The following is a 24,839-nucleotide window of genomic DNA, read 5'->3' on the forward strand; positions in this document are numbered from 1 at the left end:
TTCAATTCCTTATAGGTAATCTAATAACTATAATACATTGAAGCATCCTTCAAACAAGAGGGCATGTTTCAATTCCTTATAGGTAATCTAATAACTATGCAGATGGGTTTATCCCATCTCCAGTTCTCCTAGGTTTCAATTCCTTATAGGTAATCTAATAACCTTCTTTTAAATTCACATTTATCCCTCCCCATGACACAGTTTCAATTCCTTATAGGTAATCTAATAACCTAATTATTGTTTTCATGTTAAATCCCTCATTTACAGTTTCAATTCCTTATAGGTAATCTAATAACTTATTATTTTATCACAGCTTAATAGAAATGCAGAAGGGTTTCAATTCCTTATAGGTAATCTAATAACGCGTTTGAAGTAGATGAAATTTCAGGAATTGAAGAAAGTTTCAATTCCTTATAGGTAATCTAATAACCTTATTGTTTTTTATGAAATCCAAAGTTACTGCCGAAGTTTCAATTCCTTATAGGTAATCTAATAACGTTAAACAAACATAGACGACCTTTAGCAGTACGTTAGTTTCAATTCCTTATAGGTAATCTAATAACCAAATTGCAGCAGGTCAACTGTATGGTGATGGAAAAGGTTTCAATTCCTTATAGGTAATCTAATAACGATATACAAATGACAACGCTGGTAGCCCTACATCAACAGGTTTCAATTCCTTATAGGTAATCTAATAACGTTGCTGAAACTATCGTCGTTATCACCACTATAAGCGTTTCAATTCCTTATAGGTAATCTAATAACTGTCCATGTTCGACTAACTGGGACTTGGTCATACCCTCGTTTCAATTCCTTATAGGTAATCTAATAACGGGAAAAGCTAGAAAAGGCTCAAAATGCTCAAGGAAAGTTTCAATTCCTTATAGGTAATCTAATAACCCACCACAGTGTTTACATTTCAGAGCTTTTTCTTTGTTTCAATTCCTTATAGGTAATCTAATAACACGCCTGAGGCGTTATCTAATGCTGAAAGGCTTAGAGGTTTCAATTCCTTATAGGTAATCTAATAACAGGATTTATGTACCCCTCTTTATCTATTTGTTGTATAAGGTTTCAATTCCTTATAGGTAATCTAATAACCCATTCTCTACATTGATATTACTATGTTTTTCATTTTTTGTCAAATTGGAATTTTTTTAATTTTGGGTAGCTAATTGCTTGCTAAATCCTCTATAAGATTGAATTATAGCCATTTGTTAAAAAGCATAAAATGTCGTCGATCTCCAGGGGTTTTTACACTACTGGAGGTCGACGACAATAATATTTAAACCATAGCTTGCATTTTTAACTTCTCATCTGGAATATTCCTCTTATTAATTTATAATTACAATCTCTATCTACTTTTATTTTACTACCAGGGATTACACAAATCTTACTCTTCTCTGCTTTTAATCGTGCTGAAGAAAAATCATAGTCAATTATTACATGTTCGATTGTTCCAACATGAAAAATCCTTTCTCCTTCTCTTATTTCATCATAGAATCCATCTGTTATTGAAAAGTAGTTTTTAAGAAACTTATCTTTTTCAAATATTGGTTTTCCTTCCTTTGTTATGCCCCAACAATTACTTAACTCATCATTAGTTGCCTCATTTAATTGGACTAATTCATCTAATTTCATATTTCCTAGACCATATCTATTATCTCCTCCAACGATTATATTCGAATTTTTCTCTAAAAAAGTTTCTATTTCTTCTTTTTTGTCCTCGTCAATTCCTAATAATCCAATCCAATAAAGATTTTCTTTATTTTCATTTACAAATTTGGATTTAGGTAAAATAACTTCTATTTCATGTAATGATTCATCTTTTGCGGTTAAAGATAATGGTTGTATAGATGTTGATACATACACATCGGTAAATTTAGCCCGAAATTTATTTTCTGAATAGTCTCCTAAGTAAAATTCTCCATTTTTATATTCAGGAAATAGTACCTTATTTTTTTTTCCCAATTTAGGATAGAAGCATGTAATTGATTCAAAAATTTTCTTTCCTTCTTCAAAATACTCTTCTTTTCCTTTGTGCTGACCGTATTTATTGACTAAAGCTCCCCATATTGTCCATCCAGGTATAAAAATTCTAGTTTCAGATAATACACCATAATTGAAAATGCCTATATGAATAGGGCTAATTTGTTTAAAAATAAGCTTGTACCATATTTTAGCCATTGCTACCACCTTTTTTTGCTGCTTTAGCATGATACCTAGCATAAATTAAAGCTCTTTCTAAAATATCTCTAAAGAAAAGCAGTTTGTGAAGGTCTTTTGATAAATTTCTAAAAAACAGTTCATAATTAATTTTTCCATTGTTTTCTTTAAGTTCATTTTTAAAGTATTCTTTCAAGTCTTTTGTATTATTTATTTCATTTACTACGTATTCTATAAAAATTTTTTCTATTGAACTATCATTTTTTTCTGTCTCCTCACTTTTCTTGTTATTATCTTTTGATTTTGCTTTGCAGAATACATAATAAGCGTAAACACCATCATTTACTAAAACACCCAATGCCTTATCTATAAACCCTCTTTTTTCATCGTTGTTACATCCTTTATTAATATTAAATCCCAATAAATTAACAAAGCTATCTATATTTAGGTTGGCCACAGCTTCCACCTCCTACTTACCTTGTTGTTAATCTTCAAAATAAACTTTTAATCTACCAAATCCTCTGGTTACAAGTCCTCCAATACCAAAGCTTTCATAGTACATCCTGCTCTCTTTCAAAGCTTGTATGATTAAATCAGAATTTAATCCTTTATCTTCTAGTTTGTCCATTATCCTAACATTACCATAAAATACAGTACCTCTTGGAATAGCTTCCGATGTAAATAATGCACCCTCTTTTGCTGCTCCAGTAAGAGGATCTATAGAAACAGAAGTCCTAACTTCTAAATTTGCATTAATTATTTGAGAAATAATACTGTCCGATACTACTATTATTTTGTTTTTTATTATATTCTCTATTTCATTACCTAACGTACTTATAACAATACTACCATCTAATCTATCTACTTTAAAATTAAGCCACCCTAAATTCAAAAATTCATAATTACCAGCATTATTTACAACTTTTATTTTATTATCTGAAAAATCTTCTATTTCTCCTAATCCCGCTTCTCTTAGAATAGATGGTGAAGTTATCCACCTAACGCCAAATCGAGTGCTTACAGGGAAAAATAGTATGTTTAAATCTGAAAAATATGCTAATCCTTGCTGCGATTGCTTTTTAGAAAATCCAAAGGTCTTACAAATTATACAGTGACCGCAGTGCCCTGTATCATCCAATCCTTTATATGCTGAGTTTTCTGTATCATCACTAGGCTTATCATCTTGACCTGCACATTTTATTGATGAAATTAAATTTCCCCAGTAGAATTCCCATTGAATATTATCTGATTTTTCATTTTGTGATTGCTTATTTTTGCCTTTTAATTCTTCAGATTTATTTTTAATTGTTTCTGCATATTTTATAAATTCTTCTTTTCTCCTACTGAACTTTTCTTCATCATTACTAAGATTATTATTTGCTAGCGTATTTACTAATTTTCTAACATCTTTAGCATCAATGTCTTTATTATCTTTATTATATTCTTTATTTAAAATATCACGTATTTTATCGAAATTCTCTCTATAAAATCCTTGCAAAGTAAGAGCTGTATAATACCTCCATGTTCCAGCCAGTGATGATCCTGGTATTTTTGGTATTCTAGTTATAGGATCTCTTACAATTGTATTATCTACCCTACCAATTGTATATCCTCCAGTCCCTATATATATAGGGTCTGTTGAAATAGCATAAATGTTAAACCCTTTGCAAACCGACATTTAAATACCCCCTTAAAACTTTTTCAAAGCCTTATGCCAGAATTCATACATATCTATAAATCTCCACAACAATTTATTAAACTCATCTTTCTTCATACTCTCAAGTTTTTCCCAAGTCATTCCTTCTCCAAATAGTCTTGCAAAACAATCTCTTTTTTCTTGGCCAGTTCGTTCATCCTTCTCATTCAATTCAAATGTATTAACAAAAGCTGATAGCATAAGTTTCTTTAGACTTTCATCATTTCCTTCCCAGTCTTTTATTTTTGAATAAATTAAGCTAACCATATTATTAAGTTTATTTATTTTTTGCTTTTTAGTATCTTTGTCATCAAAAAAATAATCTTTAAATACCTTGAAATTTTCCCATTCTTCCCATGTATAAGGTCTGTTATGCTTTTCTCCTAAAATTCGCTTTCCCTTTTCATAATAGATATCATTTCTTCTAATATTGGTATCCAAAAATTCAAAGTCTATCGTATTCGGATATATTTCTAATTTAACTTCTTTATACTCTTCACCTTGTAAATCAGACATACCATCTATCACTATAAGTTTTCTTTTCATTTTCTCGTGTGGTTGAATATAGAATTCATATGCATTGCTATATTCATTTTCGTTAGTTTCATTCTTCATTTTTATTAGGTAAAGGCTGTAATAGTTTTGAGGTTCATTCGTTTCTTCTATACTTTGATCTTTAAAATACTTCCTTTGAATTTCTTTAAAGCCTTGATAGTTTATTACTTTCTTTATATCTTCCCAACTTGTAATATCTCTTCTTATCTTTCTTAAAGCCTTTAATCCTATATACAAAGGCTTTTTGTAATCTTGTATTACAATTCCTATGTGTAATGGAAGCTTGCCTATTACATATTTGAAATTATTTTTATATTTTTCTTGGATTTTATCTATTACATTTGGTAAATACTCTGCTGGTATAATAAATTGCCATGAAATTGGAGTTGGATCAATTATTGATAAATAAGGTAAGTATGATTCATATTTTACTTTTGAATTGTCTAATTTTATGTTAGTTGCTTTCTTAGTATCATATTCTTCAAGTATAAACTCCTTAATCCAGTCTTTGCTACCTTCTTTATTATCCTTTTCAATCTTTTTTGTAATTTCTGCAAAGTCATCTTTTCCTTTTATATTCCCTATAATTGGAATTGCTTGTTCAATGGATGAAATGAGATGTACATTTCCTTTTTCATCCACCCAGAAATCAAGACCTTTATAGGTATATTCCTTGCTTTTGTATCTTTCATCGTTAACTACGTTTTCCCATACAATCCTTTTTGCTCTCCAATCTTCTATGCCAATCAACTTTTTGAGATCATTTTTAATTTCTATAAAAAATTCTTCAGTTGTTTCCCATATCCTTCTAAGCCTTGCTGGTGAAGGATTTTTACGTAGTAAAAATTGGAGTAGTATTTCTGCAATATCCTTATAATGCTGCTGATTATTTTTTAACTGTTTCCATTCAATTTTATTTTCATTAAAATTAATGTTGTTTTCTAATTTATTCTTCATAAATTTTTCCCATCTATCTCCAATTGTTCGTTCTGTTAATAAAATATCAGTATAATTCTGTAATGTATATTTTATACCTTCAGTACTAATTAAATTTTTTAACATTGTTTTATTTAAAACATTTCCTTTCTTTATTCTAAGGTTTTTCTCTAATTCTTCTTTTTTGCTATTCCAATCATCAATTATTGCTAATATTGTATTTAGCATATTTCCATTTAACCATTCTTTTAGCTCAAATTTAACTGTTACTAAAGCAATTCTTCCATTTTTGTCTTGCAATTCTCCTGTCCATATGGTTTCTCCATTAATATTCTCAATCCAATTGTGAAATCTTGAAATTCTTCTTTTGTCACATTGATCACATATGACAAAATCTTCTTTCTTTATACCTAATTTCAATCTGCATATTTGACATAAACCATCATAATTTTTAGCATTATTACTTTCCTCTTTACATTTGTCAATAAAATTTTTAGAATAAACAGATTTTAAGAAATTGTCTCTGCTATTTTCTAACAAATAAGCTATGTTCATAGTACCTCTCGAAGGCTTTGTAACGAATATGGAAGGCATAAATTCGTTTTCAAAAATTTCATGTTTGTCTTCATCTAATTCGATTTCTTTAAAGGCATTCACTATTTTTTCTTTTAATTCACAAAAGTCGGCACTCAATTCTAAATTATAGCCATCTCCGCTTTTCTCTCCTATATTTTCAGGTACGATAAAATATATTCCTGTTTCATCTCTGTATATTTCATTTCCCAATGCATAATCTATTTCAACTATCTCTTTAATTTTAGCATCAATTTTTTTCACAGCTACCCTATACCAATCTACGAAATATGGCTTTAAGGCTTTTTCTGCTAAACCAAGCTTATCGTATTGAACTCCTAGTATGCTCCATTTTATCTTTTGTGGATTGTTTTTATATTCATTTACATTAGAATCTTCCAAAACCATAGCTGCAAGACTTGCTTTAAATAAAGATGCTGTCATATAAGCTTGATCCCACAATGTTACATCATTAATTGGAAATCTTGAATCGCTTAACAAATGAGAATACCAACTCTTTATTTCATTAATTACAAAATTTCTTAAATTTATCCAATCTTCTTCTGAAAAATCTTTAATTTCTTTATTTAATCTATTTATTTTATTAGCTAATTTATTGAAAAAACAAATTCGTTGTCTGTCTAACATATAAATACTAACGTCTTCTTTAAAACTTCCGAATGCATTAGAAATCCAAAGTTTTTCTAATTCATTTTTTTCAGGAGGTTGTCCTTTATCTATTCCCGAATTTATATTTTCGCATCCTCTGAAAAAAATACCATTAACCAATTCTATCACATCATTATTAATATTTTCTTCTTTGGCTATTTCTTCAATTGCATTACCATAAATAATGTTTACTATTTTCGTATCTTTAATTTTATTTAAATTAATTTTCACATTAAAAAATTCCAATAACTTATCATCTATAGATTTTAAATCTATTTTAAATGGTGTTTCTTTATTTTGGTTTTTGATAGTATAATAACCTTTATATCTTGTAAAAGTTTTATATCCATACTCTTCTATAAAATCTTCCTCTGTAAAATTATTCTCAACTGTACAAAAATGCTTCCTCCAACCACTAAACCCAACATGGGTTTTTCCTAAATTGAAAAGCAGTGCTCCTATTTCAGCTTTAAGTATTTCTATATTTTTCTGTTTTAGATTTTCTAATCTTTCATCATTCATCCCCTACTCCCTCCATATTATCTTCTGAACTTTTAATAATAGTAGCTTTGCCCCATCCTAATTTAGTCTTAGCTCCTATACCTATTTCTTCAATTGCATATCTTATAAGCCCCTCTAAAATCCTACGGTCAAGTTCAACTTGTTTTTCTAGTTCCTCCTTTGAAAGGACAATGGCATCATAAGGAATATAGACAATTTGAACAAATCCTTCACTACCACTTGGTACTACTTCATAATAGATAGGGCTACTTCCAGCCTTTGTGTTTCTATTGTGCGGATTTATAACTTCCAAAGATACTTCCTCAAAATAGGTAGGATAGAATACTGCTCGTCCTCTTTTCACTGTAAAAATATTTCCATTATTACACAACTCTTCATTATGTTTAGTTATCTGTTCAAAGATTTGTTCTGCTACTCTTCTACCATCCCTTTTAATATTTAAATTTAAGCCTAAATCGCTTAATGCATATTTGATAAGCTGCTTTATTAAAAGGTCTTCATCTTTATTTTCTTTCTCATCAATAAACTTTTTTATTTCTTCTTCTATTTCCCTGTATTCTTTAGAGCCTGTCCCAAAAATTCTCGTAATGCTAAAATAGTATTCAAGTATTTCTTTTATGTTATTATTTTCAATTAAACCTTTCAATTTTTCTCTAGCAGCTTTTAATAGCATTCCTTTCCAGGTACTTCCCCTAATTATTGGTACTTTCCAAACCTTTTCCTTCATAACTGGATTGTCTATTATATAAAACTCATCATCATCTTTAGAAAAATAGGGAGAATCAAGTTTAAACCTATATTTAAAGCCAAAAGAACCGGGAATAAGTTTTTTTATGTAATCTTCTAAATCATTTTCGGTGGGAAATATACCCATTAGAACATCTAAAACCTTAATATTATCAGTTTCATTTAAATTTGGTATTTGCAATTTTACCTTTTTTTGACTTTTAGGAAATATTTCCTGATTAAATCTTTGTTTTTCAGAAAGAATTTCTTTCTTAAACCATTCTAAACAAAATTCTTTTACTTTAGTTCTCTTTAAATTCCCATCACATCTATTGTTCACAAACCTGAATAATTTATTAAAATCTCTTATTTCTCTTGCTTTCCTATCTGCATCTTTATGAGCTTTGTATTTATATGAATACTTTAGAAAATGAAATATTTCATCATATTGATTAGCCTCATTATTTATTTGGCTTTTATTTATGTTTACTTTATTTAAATCTTCCAATATAACCTCAAAATTCACTATTTCACCCCCTAGGAAACTTTTCTAGTAAAATCAAAGAAATAAAACCGTATTCATATTTATTATCTTCAACATGATTAATCCAAGGTATTATTTTAGTAGCATTTGGCCCTTCAATTTCTCCATATTTATCTCTTTCCGTAGACCCAAATACAAAATGTCGTTTTGCTTTTCGTTTACATAAATATCTTAAACTACTCTTTTCACTAAGAAGTATTTTTATCATATCTAAATATATTTTTTCTGGTTTTTCCTTGTTTTTAGATTCATAAAAACCAGGCCTATAAAATCCAATCTTTCTTTCATTTACTAAATCATCATTAATTAAATGGTCAAATTCCTCCTTTTCCTTAATAACATCATCAATTTTTACAGTTTTATTATAAAAACTAAATTGATTAAATTCTGATAGATTAGTCCTCTCTGAAAGATTAGTATTCTCTAAATCAAATTTAACTCTTCCAAATCCTAAATTGTTTTTTCCACCAACAAAACCATATTTTTGAATAAAATTTAAAAGTGGAAATATTATATCCTGACCAACTTTTTTATCTGCTAATTCTAATTTAATTTTCGCTTCACCAAATAAACAGGGGTCAGGAAAGTACCATGCATGTTCTTTTTCTTTATCAATATTTCCTGGACACTTTTTTATTCCATTCTTAATTACTGGATATTCTTCCTTCCAACCATCTTGTTTTTCCTTTTCTTTATATATGACACAAGGTAATTCTATCTGTTTATTACAAAAATCAATTTCTTTTATCCTAACAAAACCTTCCCAGCCATTACACCCAAATAGCTGTGATGGAATAGATATAGCAAGTTCTTTTAATGCTTCTTTCTTTGCTTCGGGTAATGAAATTTCCTGCCTTTCTAGGATTTCATTTACTTTAGAAAAGAATGTACTTTGCTTTACTTCATTCTTACAATTTATATCAAGTTCTCCTGCTGCATAGCAAATAACTTCAAGCCAAAATCTTAAAGAACCTAATAAAGATTGAGGTTTTAAATTATGACTTTCACTAAACGCATCACCTGTACATAATGGAGTTTGAGTTATCATTTTAACTTCAATGTTTGACAACTTTTTTCACCTCCTTTGATATTTGAAAAATAATATATTTTTTAATATATACTTCTACATAACAAAGCAAAGTCCTTTGTTGAAATATGGTTTGTTTTGTCGATTCAAAAACTATTTAAAACTCAGTTTTTTATGGAAAAAGCAATTCTATTCTGGATTCTTATTTTATGATTGACAAATTCACATAAAAAGTTAATTTTCAATTTCTTATAAGTAATCTCCCAACATTTTCTAAATTGAAATTATTCAATTTCTCATCTTCCTCCCAACGAAAATTCTATAAATTTATATAACAAAAAAGTAGCTTGTAAGCTACTTTCTAAGCTTTGTTTATAAAATTCTTAAACTTATAGTTTCCACCACTGAAAAGTGCCAATATCATGAGTAAAACTACCAGTGCATTTGGAAATAGTTTTAAATTCTCCACACTATCCATCAGCCAATAAAAAGGAGTAAATTTCCCTAAGTTTCTAACTGCAAAAGGTATTTTAGAAAAAGAACTGGACTCTGAGGCTATTAAGCTTAAAAATATGTTGGCCATGCTGAATATAACTGCTACAAAGGATACAACACCTTGATTTTCAAATATTCTTGTCATGAACATGGTAAAAGTAATGGAAAATAGGCTTGCTAATACTATATTGACTATCACTATAGAAAAACTAGGGATAGTAAAGTTTATTATGAATTTGCTTATGATTACTACTATTAAATTTGCAATAACATGCAATGCTAGAATGGATAAGCATAAGCTCCCTAATATCTCATAGCCCCTATTGGCTGTGGACATTGCCCTTGATAATATATTTTGTTTTTTCATGCTTACCATCTTTTCACCAATAACACTAGATGAAAGTATTATAAAATAAATGGACATTGTCATTGCCAATATAAATCCCTTGTCAAGTTTACTACCCTTAGATGTATAAACTTCTGCTTTTGCTCCATAATCTAATAATTCATCATTATTGATAATTCCTTCTTTAATTAATATTTGCCTTTTTACTTTGTTGTTTATCTCCTCTTCCAACCTTAACTCAAAGGCTAAAGTGGTGTTTCCTTCTTGTCTTTTAAAGGCTTTTATATTGGGCTTTTCCCCATTTGTAATTTTTTCAGTAAAGTCTTCAGGAATTTGATATACTGCTATTACCTCATTTCTATGAAGAAGCTCCAAGGCTTTATCCTCTTCATCATAAAATATATAATCCCCAATGTTCATATCCTTTAGAATCTCTTCGCCATATACACCTTTATCCTGTATGTTAAATGCGATGTTAGTATCTACTACATATCCACCCTTATTTCCTATAAAGTTTAATCCCAATATTAGTGCTAATGGTGCAATTATCATGGTTAAAATGCTTGCAAAGTCCTTTATGGATAATTTAAAGTTAATATAGGTTAATCTTAATATTTTCACCATGCCACACCCCTCTTCCTCTTAAATCCAAATAGGCTTATGGCATATATGATTATAGATACCAGAAACATAGATAATAGCCCTGTCTTAATTGAATTGAAATCACCATATATTAGATAATTCTTATAGGTATTTACAATTAAAGCATCTGGCGAATATCTATCAATCATATTAGCTAATATTCCATTTCCTATCTTACTTAACGACCTATAGGTAACACCAGAAATAAGCTGAACTATAATTAATATATTCAAAACTCCAATAGCGATTCTTTTGTTTAAAAATAATGATAGCAGTGCAGACAACATAGTACCTAGCAAGCTTTGTACAATAAGGATCATCACAAGTAGAGTAAAAGAACCTGTAAAAGATAAGCCTAATATTCTATAGGCAAATACATAGAGTAAATTGAATAATAATACAAACAAATAGCTGGATACCAAGTTATAGTTAAAGTACTGTGTTTCTGTAATGGGTGCTGCCATAATCCTCGAATATAAATCATTTTCCCGTACCACATATTCTCCATTTGTTAAAGATGATATAACCATAAAAAGCATATAGCTTAAAAATGTTATGGAAAAATGTTCATAACTGGTTAAACTCTTCTTTGTAGTAACTATAACATTTTCAATCAAATCATTGCCGTATATATTAGAAAATTTGCCATAAATCTTCTGATAAAGTGTTTCTTTTTCTTCTAAATTAAATTTCCTCTCTATATTCTCTTGAATACAAAGGCCTAAATACATTTCCTCGTTGAATTTATCAATTATTTCAGCCAGAACACTTCCTTGCCTTGTAGAACCTTTATCAGTTACATCTATCTTTATTGGTATATTTTCATTACCTAAAAAGCTATCCCCATAGCCACTTGGAATGGTAATTATATATTCCCCTTCCTCTTCGTCCCTTGTTTCTACTAATTTTTTCATCTCATCGCTTTCCAAAAAGGCTATGAGATTTTTCGATTCCTCTGAATTGTCCCCATCTATTATGCTTATAGCCATAACAGGCATATCAGCCGATGGGACAAACATGTCCTCATTAAAATATCCAGTTACCAATCCCAATATTATAGGGAATATGGAAAAGGTAAAAATTAAAGGCAGAAAGTTTTTTATAATAGATTTAAATGCCGATTTGACAAAAGCAAAAAGTTTCATTATATCCCCCCTTTAATCCCTTAATCTTCTTCCTGTTAAGGCCAAAAAAACCTCTTCCAAGGATGGCTCTTCAAAATTGATACTCTTTATTTGCCCACCATGGCTTTCGATAACTTTCAAAAGAGGCTCTAACCTAAAATCCTTCTTATCCACTAAAAGCTTTATTAATCCATTTTCATCAATACATTCATTAACACCAGTTAAGGATTTAATAGCCAGTATCATTTCTCCCTTATAATCTAATACTTCTAATAAAATTCTATCGTTATTACTTATCATGGATTTTATAGTCTTTTTACTTCCATAAGCCACTTCTTGACCTTGATCGATGATAAAAATACTGTTGCAGAGCATCTCTACCTCCTCCATATAATGAGAGGTATATATAATTGTAGTGTTGTTTTCTTTATTAATTTTCTTTGTAAACTCAAATATGTGGTTTCTGGATTGGGGGTCTATTCCCACTGTAGGCTCATCCATGATAAGGATTCTGGGTTCATGTAGTAGGGCACAGGCTATGTTAAGCCTTCTTTTCATTCCTCCTGAGAATTTTTCCATCTTTTCCTTCCTCTTCTCCTCCAATCCAACTAACTCTAATGCCTCATCTATCCTTTTCTTTAGCAATTTCCCCTTTAAACCATATAGATAGCCAAAAAACTCCAGATTATCATAAGCGGATATACCTTCAAATAAGGCAATTTCCTGAGGGACAAGACCGATTTGCTCCTTTACCTTTAAAGGTTCCTCTTTAATACTATATCCGTCAATTATCACTTCTCCACCATTACTATCCCATAGCCCTGTCATTATCTTAATGAGAGTTGATTTTCCCGCTCCATTAGGCCCTATTAATCCAAATATATCCCCTTCATCTATGGATAGGCTTATATTGTCAAGAACTATATTTTCATCAAAACGCTTAGTAATATTTTTTACTTCAATTAAACCCATATAAAAACCTCCTTAAATTTTCTACTAATATAATAGAAAATTTAAGGAGGTTTCACTACTATCCTCAGTAACTGAATATAGTGACTAAAGTCACTTTATTTAGCTAATCCAATCTTAAAAGCAAATATAGCAATTTGAGTCCTATCCCTTAAATCCAGTTTAGTTAATATATTGCTTATATTGTTTTTAATAGTCCCTTCTGATAGATAAAGTTTTTCTGCTATTTCCCTATTGGAAAGGCCATTTGCTATCTCCTTTATGATAGTTAATTCCCTATCTGTTAAACAGTATTTTTCTATTTCTTTGGAATAATCTTCTTCCTTAGAAACGCTGGATATAATAGTATTAGCCACCTTTGGATGGACTACTAAGCTTCCCTTTACAGCAACCTTAATTCCTTCATATATGAGATCGTAGGAGCTATCCTTTAAAAGATAGCCTGATGCTCCGTATTTTAATGCTTCATGTATGTATTCCCTATCATCAAAGGTCGTTAGAATAAGTACCTTTATATCCTCAAATTCCTCTTTGATAATTCTAGTACCTAAAACTCCATCGCATATAGGCATTCTGATATCCATTAAAATTATGTCCACTCTATTCTTTCTTATGAATTCCAGAGCTTCCTGTCCATTACTACACATACCTACTACGTCTATATCCTCATGGGTAGATAGAATTATCTTTAGCCCTTCCCTTATAAGCTTTTCATCATCTACTATTAAAACCTTGATTATATTCATATTGCTCACCTATATATTCCTTTTTCAAAGATATTACTACCCTCAATAGGAATCCTTTCCCCTTGGCAGTGCTGTACTCAACTTCTCCACCTAATTCCCCCACTCTTTCCCATATATTGGTTAAACCCATTCCCTTTTTAAGGTTATCCGTACCTATACCATTGTCCTTTAAGGTAATAATGAGCTGGTCATCATTAAAGTTCATGAAAACCTTCACCTTAGTTGCCTTCCCATGGCGAACTGAATTAGAAAGGAATTCCTGCATAACCCTATAAACTACAGTGAATTGCTCATTGGTTAAAGGTTTTGTTTCTTTTGAAAATCCTAGATTTACGTCAATACCTGTAAGTTTACTGAACTGCTTGGTCAAGTTTTCAATAGCAATTATGGGCTCGTATTTTTCCATTTCCACTGGCTTTAATTCTCTGATAGCCATCCTTATTTCTTCTAGTCCAGCTTTAGCAAATTCCCTTAAGTTTTCTGCCATACTAGATGCAATTTCACCATCTTTTTTAGCCATTTTCCCTATGGCTCCCAACTGGATTATGATTGTAGAAAGACAATGGCCTACGCTGTCGTGAATCTCTCTTGAAATCCTGTTTCTTTCCCTCATGGCTGTTAATTCCTTTATGGAGTCTGCATACATTTCCAACTCCATATTTGCCTTTTTAAGCTTTTCCTCTGAAGCCTTTAATCTAAAATATAACTTTTCTGCAGCTATCTTTTGACGATATTCATATTTTATATAGTAGGATATGAAAAAGAGTATGGTTACTACCCCTATGTTCAAAGTTAATATTTCAAGGCTTATATCCTTAGTCATGAAAATTATGATTAAATATATTATTAAGCCAATAATAAGGGCTCGTTTATCCTTTAAGTATAAAACTCCATCAAATATACTTGGTATAAAATAGAATAAAGCTATTCCACCATAATGTTCATAGATAATGTTTGATAGAAGTATCTCTAAGATTAATGAAATAAACACAAAAGCACTCCTATTTCTAAAAGCAAAAAACCTTAAATTGCTATTTATGATGAAGAGAAGGAGAAGTATTATGCCACGTGCATCTATATCACTTTTGCCGAAGGTTATCAAACCCAATATCAGCAACCCAAATATTATGTATCTGAATATAGACATCAACCTATTATCCACTAAAGTTCACCTATCCATTTGCTTTACGTCTATTTTACCCCATGTTTACTAGAAATTCTACCAGTAATTTCTTTTTAACACCCTCAACTAAGAATCTATTAAATAAAAAAGAAGCTAATTACATAGCTTCAATAATTGGTTATTACATATTGAATATCATAAAAAAGAAATCCTTGCAACTATTCTAATAACCATGATGAATTTACAGGTGTAAGTTTAGAGTAAATTCTTTAAAAAAGCTCTACTCAACTATATCTATTAGCTCAGCAGAATCTGCACAGGAGATTATATCAAGACCCTTTTTTATAGGCTCTAAAATATAACTCCATATACTCAAACAAATTTATATCATTAATTACATATCCTGTAATTCTATTACCAAGCCTATAGTTCAAAAATAACTTTTTAACTAAAAGCTTCAGCTTCTATAGTATGACAGAAAGCAAGTTTAAATCTTTTAGAATTCCAACAATTATTGATTTTTCGTCCTCACCGATACATTTCAACTTATTTACCGCCATTTTACCACCTATTCTAGAAATTTAGATGAGATACGAAAACATCCTGAAAATTCTCTTTTAAGGACAACTCTAGTACTTCCATGTTTTCCTTTATATCATACACCATTTTATAGCAGTCAGCATTAATCAAAGCAAGCCTTGCACCTTCTAGTGAAGTATTTCCTAAGAACTTTATATCTCCGTTAAAGCCTTTAGGTATCAATCCTATTTCCTTTATATTATTTGGATTTATATGATAACCAAAAGCTCCAGCTATGTAAATCAATGGTATATCTTCAATACCTAATCCTATTTGGTCTAACATCATTGTTACACCAGCTGCTATAGCTCCCTTTGCTAATTGAATTTGTCTTATATCCTTTTGAGAAATATACACATCATCAGTTATATAGAATTTCTTATCCACTAGTCTTTCAGCTAACTTAGGATGTATATCCTTATTCCATCTGCCAGATTTCATTATAATGCCTCTTCTTACCAATGCTCCAGCTATATCTATAAGGCCACTACCACAAATTCCTATTGCTTTAGAATTTCCTATTGTTGAATAATGAATATTATATTCTTCATCAATATCAAATCTTTCTATAGCTCCATCTTCTGCACGGCATCCACACTCAATATTCATACCTTCCAATGCTGGTCCTGCAGCAGTAGAAGTACATATTATCTTTCCATCCCTTAATGCTGCAAGTTCACCATTTGTACCAATATCTATATACACAGCTTTTTTATTATTTTGAAAACCTGAAGCCATAATACCTGATACTATGTCCCCACCAACATAGGATGAAGCAGATGGAATTATGGTTAGCAATGCTTCATCATTGGCCTTAATTGATATATCCCTTGCTTTAATACTTTGACAATCTAAAAATACTGATCTATATGGTGATACTGCTAATGATCTAGGGTTTATTCCCAATAATAAATGTATCATTGTGGTATTTGCCGCAATAGCAATATGATAAATATCACTAATACTATAATAATCATCAACGATTTTATTAATTGAATTATTTATTTCATCTATTATTAACTCCTGAAGTTTAACAGCGCCTGATGAGTTTTCCATACAATATGTAATCCTTGTTAGTACATCTCCGCCATACTGGGTCTGAGGATTTAAAGAGGATAGGTTCTTAACTATTTCTCCGTTAGATAAATCAACTAGATAATATGAAACGCCTGTAGTTCCAATATCTATGGCTAAGCCTAATATATCCTTCTTATAAGTACAAATATCTAATAGCTTATCCTCAAAAACTACACCCCAAATTTCTTTAAAACTACCTTCTTCAATAAAAGCAATCTTTCTATATAAATCTGGTGAGCTAACTTTATACCCTATATCGTCTACATATGGAACAGGACTTAACCTGTTTATCTCAGGAAGCTTTACTAGTTTAACAGGACCATCAATTTCTACGTCAATACTAAAACCCTTATTAATTGTCTTTAACACTTTTTGTTTTTCTATTAATTCTACTTCTACATCACCTAAAATTTCTGCCATACATGATAGTCGTTCATTCTTTTCCCCATTGATAATCTTTTCTTCCCTATCCGTTGGTTCAGATAATTGTCCTTTAGCTATTACCTTACATTTTCCGCAAAATCCCATGCCATTACAAGGTGTTTCAATGTTTAGATTAGCTTTTCTAATAGCATCCAGTAAAATTGTATTTTTTTCAACTTCAATACATATATTTTCTTTAGCAAAACTTACTTTTGGCATTGCATACTTCCTTTCGTTTTTTAAATAAGTTTGCAAATTGTCAACTCATTAGTTATTGCCTTTGTTTTTAAGCACCAATGACCTAAGATTTTTATATCTTTTCTTTTATTTTTTATGTTCAATATCTTTCCAAAATAATCTTGCCCTTCCACCATTACCTTTTCAGTTTCTAAAAGTCCTATAGATTCAAGAGAAGAAGAGGTTTTACCGCATAGATGAACCATTGAATCACCTAATTTATCTTCAACTCTCTTTAAAATATTATAAGCTGATTTCCCAGATAAGTCCTTATAAATCTTTGGCCCAACTATATCTAAAGTTCCCGCAGGATCAGCAAAAGAAATTATGTCTGCTCCTGAATTTATCCCTTCCAGAATGAAGTCCACTACATTATCCTCAATTATTTTTAATAATTCTAAAACCTTTTCTCTATCCTTTCTAATGGCCTTAAAAAACAGTTCACTATTAATAATTGATGTTCCTATGGTGAAAGGACCAGTTATTTCAAGAAATACATTTTCTCCCTCATCCTTTAATATGCTTATAGCCTTTAAAACTTCGGCAATTCTTCCTTTCTTTAAGTCAAAATCCTTTAAATCACATATTGAATCTATATCATTTATAGCATATTCTCCAATTCTATTACCATATATATGGTCAAAAACCACTTTAGATCCAAAGGTTTCAGCTTCTAAAGTATGACAAAAGGGTAATCTGCAAAATTGACTACCTTTATACTCTTTTAAAGTTTTTGACAAAGTAGCAATGTTAGAATCATACCTATTTAATTCTTCAAAGGAGAGATTTAAACCTTGTAAAACACTATCAGGTAACGCTTCTACTTCATTTCCTATACATTTAAATATATCTGCCATCTTATCAACCTTTCTAGAAGTTTAATCAAATAAATTCCTAATGGAATTTATATTTAAATCCTTTCCTATAACTGCAACTTGACCTATGGTTTTCACTCTTCCTTTTCGAATATCATAATTACTAGGTGTAAAATCAAAATCAACCCACTTCCTATCAGCATCTAAAAGAAAACCTTTAGCCCTTAAAACCTTCCCATAAATTGGATTCTTTAAGGAACTTAAAATATAAGCTAACTCTTCATGACTATATATTTTCATTGTTTCAAAAGAATAATAGTCAAAAGTATTAGCTGAATCATCTTCATGGTTATGGTCATGATGATGGCCATGATTACAACAATGACCATCATACAAACAAGTATCCTCATTTAATATACTTGATTTTACAACATCTAAAATATCCCTAGCTTCCAATTCATCCCATGGTGTGGCAATTATATTAGCATTAGAGTTTATTTTCCTAATAGACCCTATTACACTATTAACTCTAAGTTCATCAGTTAATTGAGTTTTACTAATAGCAATAATATTTGCATATTGGATTTGATCTATAAAGAAATCCCCAAAAACATCAATAAAATCTTCAAATTCCAATACATCCACTATTGTCATGACCATATTTAATTCAATATCCTCAGATTCTTTAATCACATTAATTATAGAGATTATGTCAGTCAATCTTCCTACACCAGTTGGTTCAATTATAATTCTATTGGGATTATGTTCCTTAATCAGTTCCTTAATTGCTTTTTGAAAATCTCCCGAAAGTGTACAACAAATACACCCTGAGGATATTTCTTTTATTTCAATACCCGATTCCTCTAGTCTATTAGAATCTATACTAATATCTCCAAATTCATTTTCTATTATGGCAATTCCATTTCCTAATACCTCTCCACCTAATAGCTTTTTTATCATAGTTGTTTTCCCTGCTCCTAAAAAGCCAGAAACAATATCTATTTTTACAGTCATTTTTGCCTCCCTATTCAATTTTCGCCCCTGACGGTTTTTAGTATAGCTTGGATATTTTTCATTGGCGATTGTGTTCCAAGTCCACAAGCTGGCGAAACAATATTTATACCACTATTGATTGAATTTTCTGTCATCCTCTTAATCTTTTCTTCATTAGCAGATTGAAGGGCAAATGAACTTATATTACCCATTAAAATTTTGTCTTCCATATGCTTTCGTATTTCCTTTATGTTAACCACTGCATCAAAGCTAAAGGCATCCGCTTTTAACTCATTTATTTGAGAATATACACTGCGCATTTGACCACATATATGAACAATTATTGGGAAGTCTTTATCAACTTCTCTAATGCCATCTATTAACATATTGAGATATTTTACCGCATATTCCTCAAAGTATTTAGGCCCCAATATTTCTCCAGTACCACTAGGATCCGATATAGTGATTAAATCTGCTCCTGCTTCTACTTGAGCTTGGCCAAATTTAATAATTTGCTCTGTAACAAACTCCATAAATTTATGTGAATCTTCTCTTTTCCTTCTTAGTTCTTTATAATATGTAACCGGCTCCATTAATGAGGAAGCCACACTTATTGGCCCTGAAAGGTTTCCAACTATAGGTACTCCACCTCCCTTATTATTTAAAATTGAAATGGCATCTATAGTTACCTTAGCCCTTCCACTATTTACATCTAATGCCTTTAGTTTATTATATTCAGACACAGAATCAATAACATAATCGACAACATGGGGTTCGAATATTTTTGAACCCATATCAATACCTGCACCCATAGCTTCTGCTTCAATAGTCATGCAGAATGGAACTCCATAGTTTTCAAACATCCCATATTCATATACAGCTGCTGCAAGGTCTGCCATTTTATTCGCATCTATATGAGCATCTGGCCACATGATCCCTGTTCTTTCCATTAATTCAGTTATAATCATATTCATCATTCCACCAGGGCAAATACAAGGTAGTCTATCTACTTTATTTCCCTTCAATGCAGAAAGAAGCCTTTCTCTTGAGTTCAATATCAAAACCTCCTTTTATTTCGCTGGAATACCCATACCGACTAATGACTTTGCTAGTTTAACAGCTTCTACTGCATTGGGTGAATAACCATGAGCTTCGATTTTATCGCAGTATGCTTGGGATACAGGGCCACCGCCTATCATTACTTTTACTTTTCCATACATATTCTCTTCTTTAAGCATCTCAACTACTTTTTTCATGCCAGGCATAGTAGTCGTCATTAAAGTTGATAAACAGATAAGGTCAGCATCTACTTCTTTGGCTTTATCAATGAAATTTCTTAAAGGTACATCTCGTCCTAAATCATAAATTTCAAAACCAGCAGTTTCCAACATGATTTTTACTAGATTCTTCCCTATATCATGGGTATCGCCTTCAACAACTCCTATGACACATTTATAAGTCTTTTCTCCTTCAAGTTTATTTTGAGGTAAATGGGGCCTTAATATATTTAATCCATTATACATGGCATCTGAACAGATTAATAAATCAGTTATAAAGTATTCCTCTTCTTCATACATTACTCCAGCCCTATTCATTCCATCAACTAATCCCTCTGTAATACCTTCTAGCGGATCATATCCGATATCTATATATTCTTGTGCTACACTTATAACCTTTTCATCTTCCATTTCAAAAACACAATCTGATAATTCTTTTAATAATTCTTCCTTTAATCTTGCCATTTATTATACCTCCTAATTTTCTAATAAATTTAATCTAGAAAATTATTAATTCTTTACATCATTCCCAAAGGCATTTCACCAATTTTAGCGCCTCTGCCATATGTTCTTACTGCATAAACATATGCTTCTAGGTTTTCCTTTGGTGTCCCTAAAGGCACTTGGCATCCGCTAGAAATAATATATCCCTTTGGTGATTTAGCAGCCTTCTGGATACATTCTTTCACACTTTCTATGACATCATCAATTGTCCCATTTCTTAAAATATCTACTGGTGGAACATTTCCCACAATAGTCATTGTATCTCCTAAAATTTCACTTGTTTCTCCGAGGTCTTCACAGTTGTCTACACTGAAAGAAGATATTTCTAATCCTTTTAAATAATTCCATATACCTTTAGTATGTCCACAAATGTGTAAAGAAGGTTTCAAACCTGTAATCTCTTTAATTCCTAATATAAGTCGCTTAAGCTCTGGAAAAGAGAACTCCTCAAATTGCTTTAGACTTAAAATATCTGTACATGTAACAGGATCTGATATGGAAACTATACCTGGCCCAAATTCTTTAGTGAAAGCTTCAACCCATTTTAAGGAATTATCTACAGCAAGGGCAATTAACTCTTTTAGTTTCTCTGGATTCTTTCTTGTATCTCTTAGAACTTTCTCAATAGGACGGATAGCGATTGCAGTAGATATTGGACCTGCAACACCTGTACTTATGGACATGTCAGGAAATCTTTCTCTCACCTTAGCTGCTTTTTCCAGCATTGGTGTCAAAACTCTGTTATTATATGGGTCTATTTCAACCATTTTGTCCCAATCATTGTAATCCTGCAAAATATGTTCTTCTATACGATCAATACCATGCTCTGGATAGTTAAGGGTTGACCCCATAGCTGCTCCCATGGCCCGAAGTCTTAAGCCTATATTGACACCTTCTAAACCAAAATCTTCTCTCGCTCTCTCAATAATTTCCGCAAATATATTAAAATCAGAGTTCAATTGGCTGGTAGTATATCCGTATATTTCAGACAAGGCCTCATATAATGAAATCAAGCCATATGGAATATGGTCTACTTCTTCCCCTGCTAAATACTTCTTCATCCTTTCAGATGGTGTCATTTCTGATTTTACTTCTTTCATTTTAAGCTTTAGTTCACTATAATCCATAATAATACCCCCATTCACTCTTATATCCCGTTCCTAGTTCTCAATTTTTCTTCCTTCCGTTAAAATTTTATCACAACGGTATTTTTAATAAAATTGAATATGTAAATAACAGAATAATTCTTATTGATAAAATTTATATATGTTAATAAACTTGCTTTATAAAACAATATCAGTTCAAAAATTTGAACTGATATTGTTTTATGCAAAATATATGATTTCATTAGGTGCAACAGCATTCTATCTTTTTAGATTTTCGTTTGCTATAACAAAGGAATAAGTGACCCTTCCTCTTTGTAATAATTCCTCAAACTATCGCTATTAGTAGCACATTCTACCAAATCCTTTAGCCATTGTGCGTCAGCATCTTCTTTTCTGGTTACAAATCCTAATGGATAGCTTGGCCCATCTTTAGATTCTGCTATGTAGGTCGAAGCATCAAATCCTGCATTATTCATATGTGCACCTGCAAGTATTATCGCATCTAAATCAGGTAGAGATCTAGGTAACACACTCATCTCAACTTCTATAAATTCAAAATCATGTGGATTCTCTACTATATCATAAATAGTGGGTTCATCAACAGATTCATCTAATGTAATTAATCCTAAATCCTGAAGCATTAGTAATCCTCTAGTCTGGTTTGCTCTGTCATTACATAAACCTATTTTTGCACCATCGGGAATCTCTTCTACTGAATCATATTTTTCAGAATACATCCCAAAAATAGGGTAATGAGTGTATGGTTCTGCCATTACAAAATCTGTCCCATTACTAGCGTTATAACTATCTAAATATGGCTTATGTTGAAACCAGTTCACATCTATACCTCCTTCTCCAAGTGCAACATTTGGTTGAATACTATCTTCAAATGTAATAACTTCTAGTTCATACCCAGCTTCTTCAACATCTTTTCTTATTGCTTCAGCCATATCGAGGCCATCTGCTCTAACACCTAACATTATTTTATTCTTTTCACCTTTGTCTTTTTCATCAACCTTCTTTGAATTTGTACTACAAGCTGATAAAAGCATCAAACTCATCAATGCTAATAAAATAATCTTAATAACTTTCTTCATTTTTTCTTCCTCCTAAAACCTTATATTTTTTTCCTATAAATTTTACACCCAACCAATTGAATTAGTTGTACTAAGATAATCAAAATAACTACTATTCCATACATTATAGTATCATTGAAATTTTGATAACCATAAGTTATTGCTGTTGCTCCCAGTCCTCCTGCTCCAACTGTACCAGCCATAGCTGTAGTACCTAAAATTGCAACTGTAGCAAAAGTTATATTGTTTATAATAGTAGGAACAGCTTCTTTAACTGCGATTTTGAAAATTATTTGAGTATGAGATAACCCAAAAGATTTTCCAACTTCTACCAAACCCTTATCAACATCTTTTAAACTACCTTCAATCAATCTTGCAATAAAAGGTGAGCCTGCAAATACCAAAGGAACAATCGCTGCATTTTTCCCTATGGAAGTTCCAACTATTGCTCTAGTAATTGGTATTATTGAAACAACAAGTATTATAAATGGAAATGACCTTATCATATTTACAACTGCATCTAAAACCTTATATATGCTCGCATTTGGTCTTAGTCCATCTTTATCTGTCACATAAAGAATGATTCCAATGAAAAACCCAATTATAGTAGAAATAGTAGTAGCTATTACTACCATATATAAAGTATCTAAAAATGCAGGCATTACAATTTTCACAATTAGTTGTAGAGGATCTCTATTCATTTTCTACAACCTCCCAAGTAACATTTTGATAATCAAGAAATTCAGCTACTTTATTAAAGTTTTCACATTCAACATTTATTACAAATAGTGCCATTGTACGTTCTTTAAATTGCTCAATATTAGCGACAGGGATAGAGAAAGCAACGTTCAATATTTGCGCCATTCTTGAAATTATTCTATTGGATTCCCCCTCTTCAGGGACAATAATTCTAATATTAATCCCAGTACTTGGAAGTGCTATTTTATTTGCTCCCCCAAAAATTTCTCTTATCTCATCTTGTTTATGTAAAAATACATCTACTACTTTTCCATCCAATGCTATTTTCCCTTGATCCAACACTGATACCTTGTCACAAACTCGTTTTATTACTGACATTTGATGTGCAACAATTACTATTGTAATACCAAGATTTCTATTAATCCTTTTTAATAATGATAAAATTGAGTCCGTAGTCTTAGGGTCTAATGCAGAAGTTGCTTCATCTGATAGAAGAATTTTAGGATTTAATGATAATGCTCTTGCAATAGCCACTCTCTGCTGCTGCCCACCACTAAGTTCCCTAGGTTTTGAACTTAACTTATCTGTAATTTCTACTACTTCAGCCAACTCTCTAACTCTCTTATCAATTTCATCCTTATTATATCCCCAGCACTCCATTGGAAGGGCTATATTTTCATAAACACTTCTTCGTTGCATCAATGAAAAATTCTGAAAAATCATCCCGATATTTTTCCTAAATTCTCTTAATTTAGTACCCTCTAAATCTCTTACTTCAACTCCATCAACTTTAAGACTTCCTGATTGAAAATCTTCTAATCTATTAATACATCTCAAAAGAGTTGATTTACCAGCACCACTTCTACCTACAAGTCCATAAATCTCTCCCTCTTTTATTTCTAAACTTATGTCATCTAATACTTTTATGTCTCCATAAAACTTAGATAATCCTTTGATTTCTATCAATTTTATTCCTCCAAATGATAAAACTAGTTTTCAATTTTATTACTTTTCTAAGTCTTCATTCCATCAATAAATATATCATTTGCTATGTTAATCATTTTGATATATTCAACGTTATGGGTAGAATCAGTTTTACTCCAGGTGACTACTAAATTTAATTGAATAAAAAATCTCCTCCTCTCTAACTTAAGTAATTTATAAATATGACAATGTTCGACAACACTTGAAATT

Annotated in this window: 20 protein-coding genes and 1 CRISPR repeat array; all 20 genes read right to left on the reverse strand. The window is 30.9% G+C overall.

The annotated features are described in order from the left end of the window. Positions 1 to 65: 65 nt before the first annotated feature. A CRISPR array of direct repeats spans positions 66 to 1,101; the repeat unit is 30 nt; unit sequence GTTTCAATTCCTTATAGGTAATCTAATAAC. A 204-nt stretch (positions 1,102 to 1,305) separates the two neighbouring features. After that, complete coding sequence (locus BLV68_RS00275) at positions 1,306 to 2,187, reverse strand: RAMP superfamily CRISPR-associated protein (protein WP_093749704.1); 882 nt, start codon at positions 2,185 to 2,187, stop codon at positions 1,306 to 1,308. Beyond that, positions 2,180 to 2,623: a hypothetical protein gene (locus tag BLV68_RS00280; RefSeq protein WP_093749706.1), complete on the reverse strand. Its 444-nt coding sequence runs from the start codon at positions 2,621 to 2,623 to the stop codon at positions 2,180 to 2,182. The genes BLV68_RS00275 and BLV68_RS00280 overlap by 8 nt, the downstream gene beginning before the upstream one ends. A gap of 27 nt (positions 2,624 to 2,650) precedes the next feature. Continuing rightward, the gene (locus BLV68_RS00285) at positions 2,651 to 3,844 is read right to left on the reverse strand and encodes an RAMP superfamily CRISPR-associated protein (protein ID WP_093749708.1); all 1,194 of its coding nucleotides are present in this window, start codon (positions 3,842 to 3,844) and stop codon (positions 2,651 to 2,653) included. Between the two features lie 12 nt (positions 3,845 to 3,856). Next, positions 3,857 to 7,117: a CRISPR-associated protein Csx11 gene (locus tag BLV68_RS00290; protein ID WP_093749710.1), complete on the reverse strand. Its 3,261-nt coding sequence runs from the start codon at positions 7,115 to 7,117 to the stop codon at positions 3,857 to 3,859. After that, positions 7,110 to 8,369 carry an RAMP superfamily CRISPR-associated protein gene (locus tag BLV68_RS00295; RefSeq protein WP_093749712.1) on the reverse strand — a complete coding sequence of 420 codons (1,260 nt, stop codon included), beginning with the start codon at positions 8,367 to 8,369 and terminating at the stop codon, positions 7,110 to 7,112. Before BLV68_RS00295 ends, BLV68_RS00290 begins: the two co-directional genes overlap by 8 nt. A 4-nt stretch (positions 8,370 to 8,373) precedes the next feature. Beyond that, entirely contained in the window at positions 8,374 to 9,456 is a 1,083-nt protein-coding gene (locus BLV68_RS00300) for an RAMP superfamily CRISPR-associated protein (RefSeq protein WP_093749714.1), read from the reverse strand. A gap of 319 nt (positions 9,457 to 9,775) precedes the next feature. Then, positions 9,776 to 10,876 carry an ABC transporter permease gene (locus BLV68_RS00305; RefSeq protein WP_159428563.1) on the reverse strand — a complete coding sequence of 367 codons (1,101 nt, stop codon included), beginning with the start codon at positions 10,874 to 10,876 and terminating at the stop codon, positions 9,776 to 9,778. Next, positions 10,873 to 12,042 (reverse strand): ABC transporter permease, encoded by a 1,170-nt coding sequence (locus BLV68_RS00310; RefSeq protein WP_093749718.1) that lies wholly within the window; start codon positions 12,040 to 12,042, stop codon positions 10,873 to 10,875. The genes BLV68_RS00305 and BLV68_RS00310 overlap by 4 nt, the downstream gene beginning before the upstream one ends. A 12-nt stretch (positions 12,043 to 12,054) precedes the next feature. Further along, positions 12,055 to 12,993 carry an ABC transporter ATP-binding protein gene (locus tag BLV68_RS00315; protein ID WP_093749720.1) on the reverse strand — a complete coding sequence of 313 codons (939 nt, stop codon included), beginning with the start codon at positions 12,991 to 12,993 and terminating at the stop codon, positions 12,055 to 12,057. Positions 12,994 to 13,088: 95 nt separating this feature from the next. Beyond that, positions 13,089 to 13,736, reverse strand: a complete 648-nt coding sequence (locus BLV68_RS00320; protein WP_093749722.1) for a response regulator transcription factor — start codon at positions 13,734 to 13,736, stop codon at positions 13,089 to 13,091. Next, on the reverse strand, positions 13,705 to 14,898 hold the full coding sequence (locus BLV68_RS00325) for a sensor histidine kinase (protein ID WP_234949792.1): 1,194 nt from the start codon (positions 14,896 to 14,898) through the stop codon (positions 13,705 to 13,707). The genes BLV68_RS00320 and BLV68_RS00325 overlap by 32 nt, the downstream gene beginning before the upstream one ends. Positions 14,899 to 15,432: 534 nt before the next feature. After that, positions 15,433 to 17,157: an ASKHA domain-containing protein gene (locus BLV68_RS00330; protein WP_093750385.1), complete on the reverse strand. Its 1,725-nt coding sequence runs from the start codon at positions 17,155 to 17,157 to the stop codon at positions 15,433 to 15,435. A 20-nt stretch (positions 17,158 to 17,177) separates the two neighbouring features. After that, a complete protein-coding gene (locus tag BLV68_RS00335; RefSeq protein WP_093749724.1) occupies positions 17,178 to 18,032 on the reverse strand; it encodes a uroporphyrinogen decarboxylase family protein in 855 nt (284 codons plus the stop codon). 21 nt (positions 18,033 to 18,053) lie between these two features. Then, a complete protein-coding gene (locus BLV68_RS00340; protein WP_093749726.1) occupies positions 18,054 to 19,004 on the reverse strand; it encodes a CobW family GTP-binding protein in 951 nt (316 codons plus the stop codon). Between the two features lie 14 nt (positions 19,005 to 19,018). Then, positions 19,019 to 20,038, reverse strand: coding sequence for an MtaA/CmuA family methyltransferase (locus BLV68_RS00345; protein WP_200773575.1), 1,020 nt, complete (start codon positions 20,036 to 20,038; stop codon positions 19,019 to 19,021). A gap of 15 nt (positions 20,039 to 20,053) precedes the next feature. Continuing rightward, positions 20,054 to 20,725, reverse strand: a complete 672-nt coding sequence (locus tag BLV68_RS00350) for a corrinoid protein (protein ID WP_093749728.1) — start codon at positions 20,723 to 20,725, stop codon at positions 20,054 to 20,056. Between the two features lie 53 nt (positions 20,726 to 20,778). Continuing rightward, the gene (locus BLV68_RS00355) at positions 20,779 to 21,891 is read right to left on the reverse strand and encodes a uroporphyrinogen decarboxylase family protein (RefSeq protein ID WP_093749730.1); all 1,113 of its coding nucleotides are present in this window, start codon (positions 21,889 to 21,891) and stop codon (positions 20,779 to 20,781) included. A 260-nt stretch (positions 21,892 to 22,151) separates the two neighbouring features. Beyond that, positions 22,152 to 22,967, reverse strand: a complete 816-nt coding sequence (locus tag BLV68_RS00360) for a MetQ/NlpA family ABC transporter substrate-binding protein (protein WP_093749732.1) — start codon at positions 22,965 to 22,967, stop codon at positions 22,152 to 22,154. A gap of 20 nt (positions 22,968 to 22,987) precedes the next feature. Continuing rightward, positions 22,988 to 23,647, reverse strand: coding sequence for a methionine ABC transporter permease (locus BLV68_RS00365; protein ID WP_093749734.1), 660 nt, complete (start codon positions 23,645 to 23,647; stop codon positions 22,988 to 22,990). After that, complete coding sequence (locus BLV68_RS00370; RefSeq protein WP_093749736.1) at positions 23,640 to 24,611, reverse strand: methionine ABC transporter ATP-binding protein; 972 nt, start codon at positions 24,609 to 24,611, stop codon at positions 23,640 to 23,642. The genes BLV68_RS00365 and BLV68_RS00370 overlap by 8 nt, the downstream gene beginning before the upstream one ends. Positions 24,612 to 24,839: the final 228 nt, after the last annotated feature.

It is taken from the genome of Tepidimicrobium xylanilyticum, from assembly GCF_900106765.1.
GTDB classification, from domain to species: domain Bacteria; phylum Bacillota; class Clostridia; order Tissierellales; family Tepidimicrobiaceae; genus Tepidimicrobium; species Tepidimicrobium xylanilyticum.

What these genes read in the sequence shown, in the direction of transcription:
- BLV68_RS00275 (WP_093749704.1), bottom strand. Translation starts at nt 2,187, where the DNA reads ATGGCTAAAATATGGTACAAGCTTATTTTTAAACAAATTAGCCCTATT.
- BLV68_RS00360 (WP_093749732.1), bottom strand. Translation starts at nt 22,967, where the DNA reads ATGAAGAAAGTTATTAAGATTATTTTATTAGCATTGATGAGTTTGATG.
- BLV68_RS00320 (WP_093749722.1), bottom strand. Translation starts at nt 13,736, where the DNA reads ATGAATATAATCAAGGTTTTAATAGTAGATGATGAAAAGCTTATAAGG.
- BLV68_RS00365 (WP_093749734.1), bottom strand. Translation starts at nt 23,647, where the DNA reads ATGAATAGAGATCCTCTACAACTAATTGTGAAAATTGTAATGCCTGCA.
- BLV68_RS00330 (WP_093750385.1), bottom strand. Translation starts at nt 17,157, where the DNA reads ATGCCAAAAGTAAGTTTTGCTAAAGAAAATATATGTATTGAAGTTGAA.
- BLV68_RS00355 (WP_093749730.1), bottom strand. Translation starts at nt 21,891, where the DNA reads ATGGATTATAGTGAACTAAAGCTTAAAATGAAAGAAGTAAAATCAGAA.
- BLV68_RS00340 (WP_093749726.1), bottom strand. Translation starts at nt 19,004, where the DNA reads ATGACTGTAAAAATAGATATTGTTTCTGGCTTTTTAGGAGCAGGGAAA.
- BLV68_RS00315 (WP_093749720.1), bottom strand. Translation starts at nt 12,993, where the DNA reads ATGGGTTTAATTGAAGTAAAAAATATTACTAAGCGTTTTGATGAAAAT.
- BLV68_RS00335 (WP_093749724.1), bottom strand. Translation starts at nt 18,032, where the DNA reads ATGGCAGATATATTTAAATGTATAGGAAATGAAGTAGAAGCGTTACCT.
- BLV68_RS00285 (WP_093749708.1), bottom strand. Translation starts at nt 3,844, where the DNA reads ATGTCGGTTTGCAAAGGGTTTAACATTTATGCTATTTCAACAGACCCT.
- BLV68_RS00310 (WP_093749718.1), bottom strand. Translation starts at nt 12,042, where the DNA reads ATGAAACTTTTTGCTTTTGTCAAATCGGCATTTAAATCTATTATAAAA.
- BLV68_RS00350 (WP_093749728.1), bottom strand. Translation starts at nt 20,725, where the DNA reads ATGGCAAGATTAAAGGAAGAATTATTAAAAGAATTATCAGATTGTGTT.
- BLV68_RS00290 (WP_093749710.1), bottom strand. Translation starts at nt 7,117, where the DNA reads ATGAATGATGAAAGATTAGAAAATCTAAAACAGAAAAATATAGAAATA.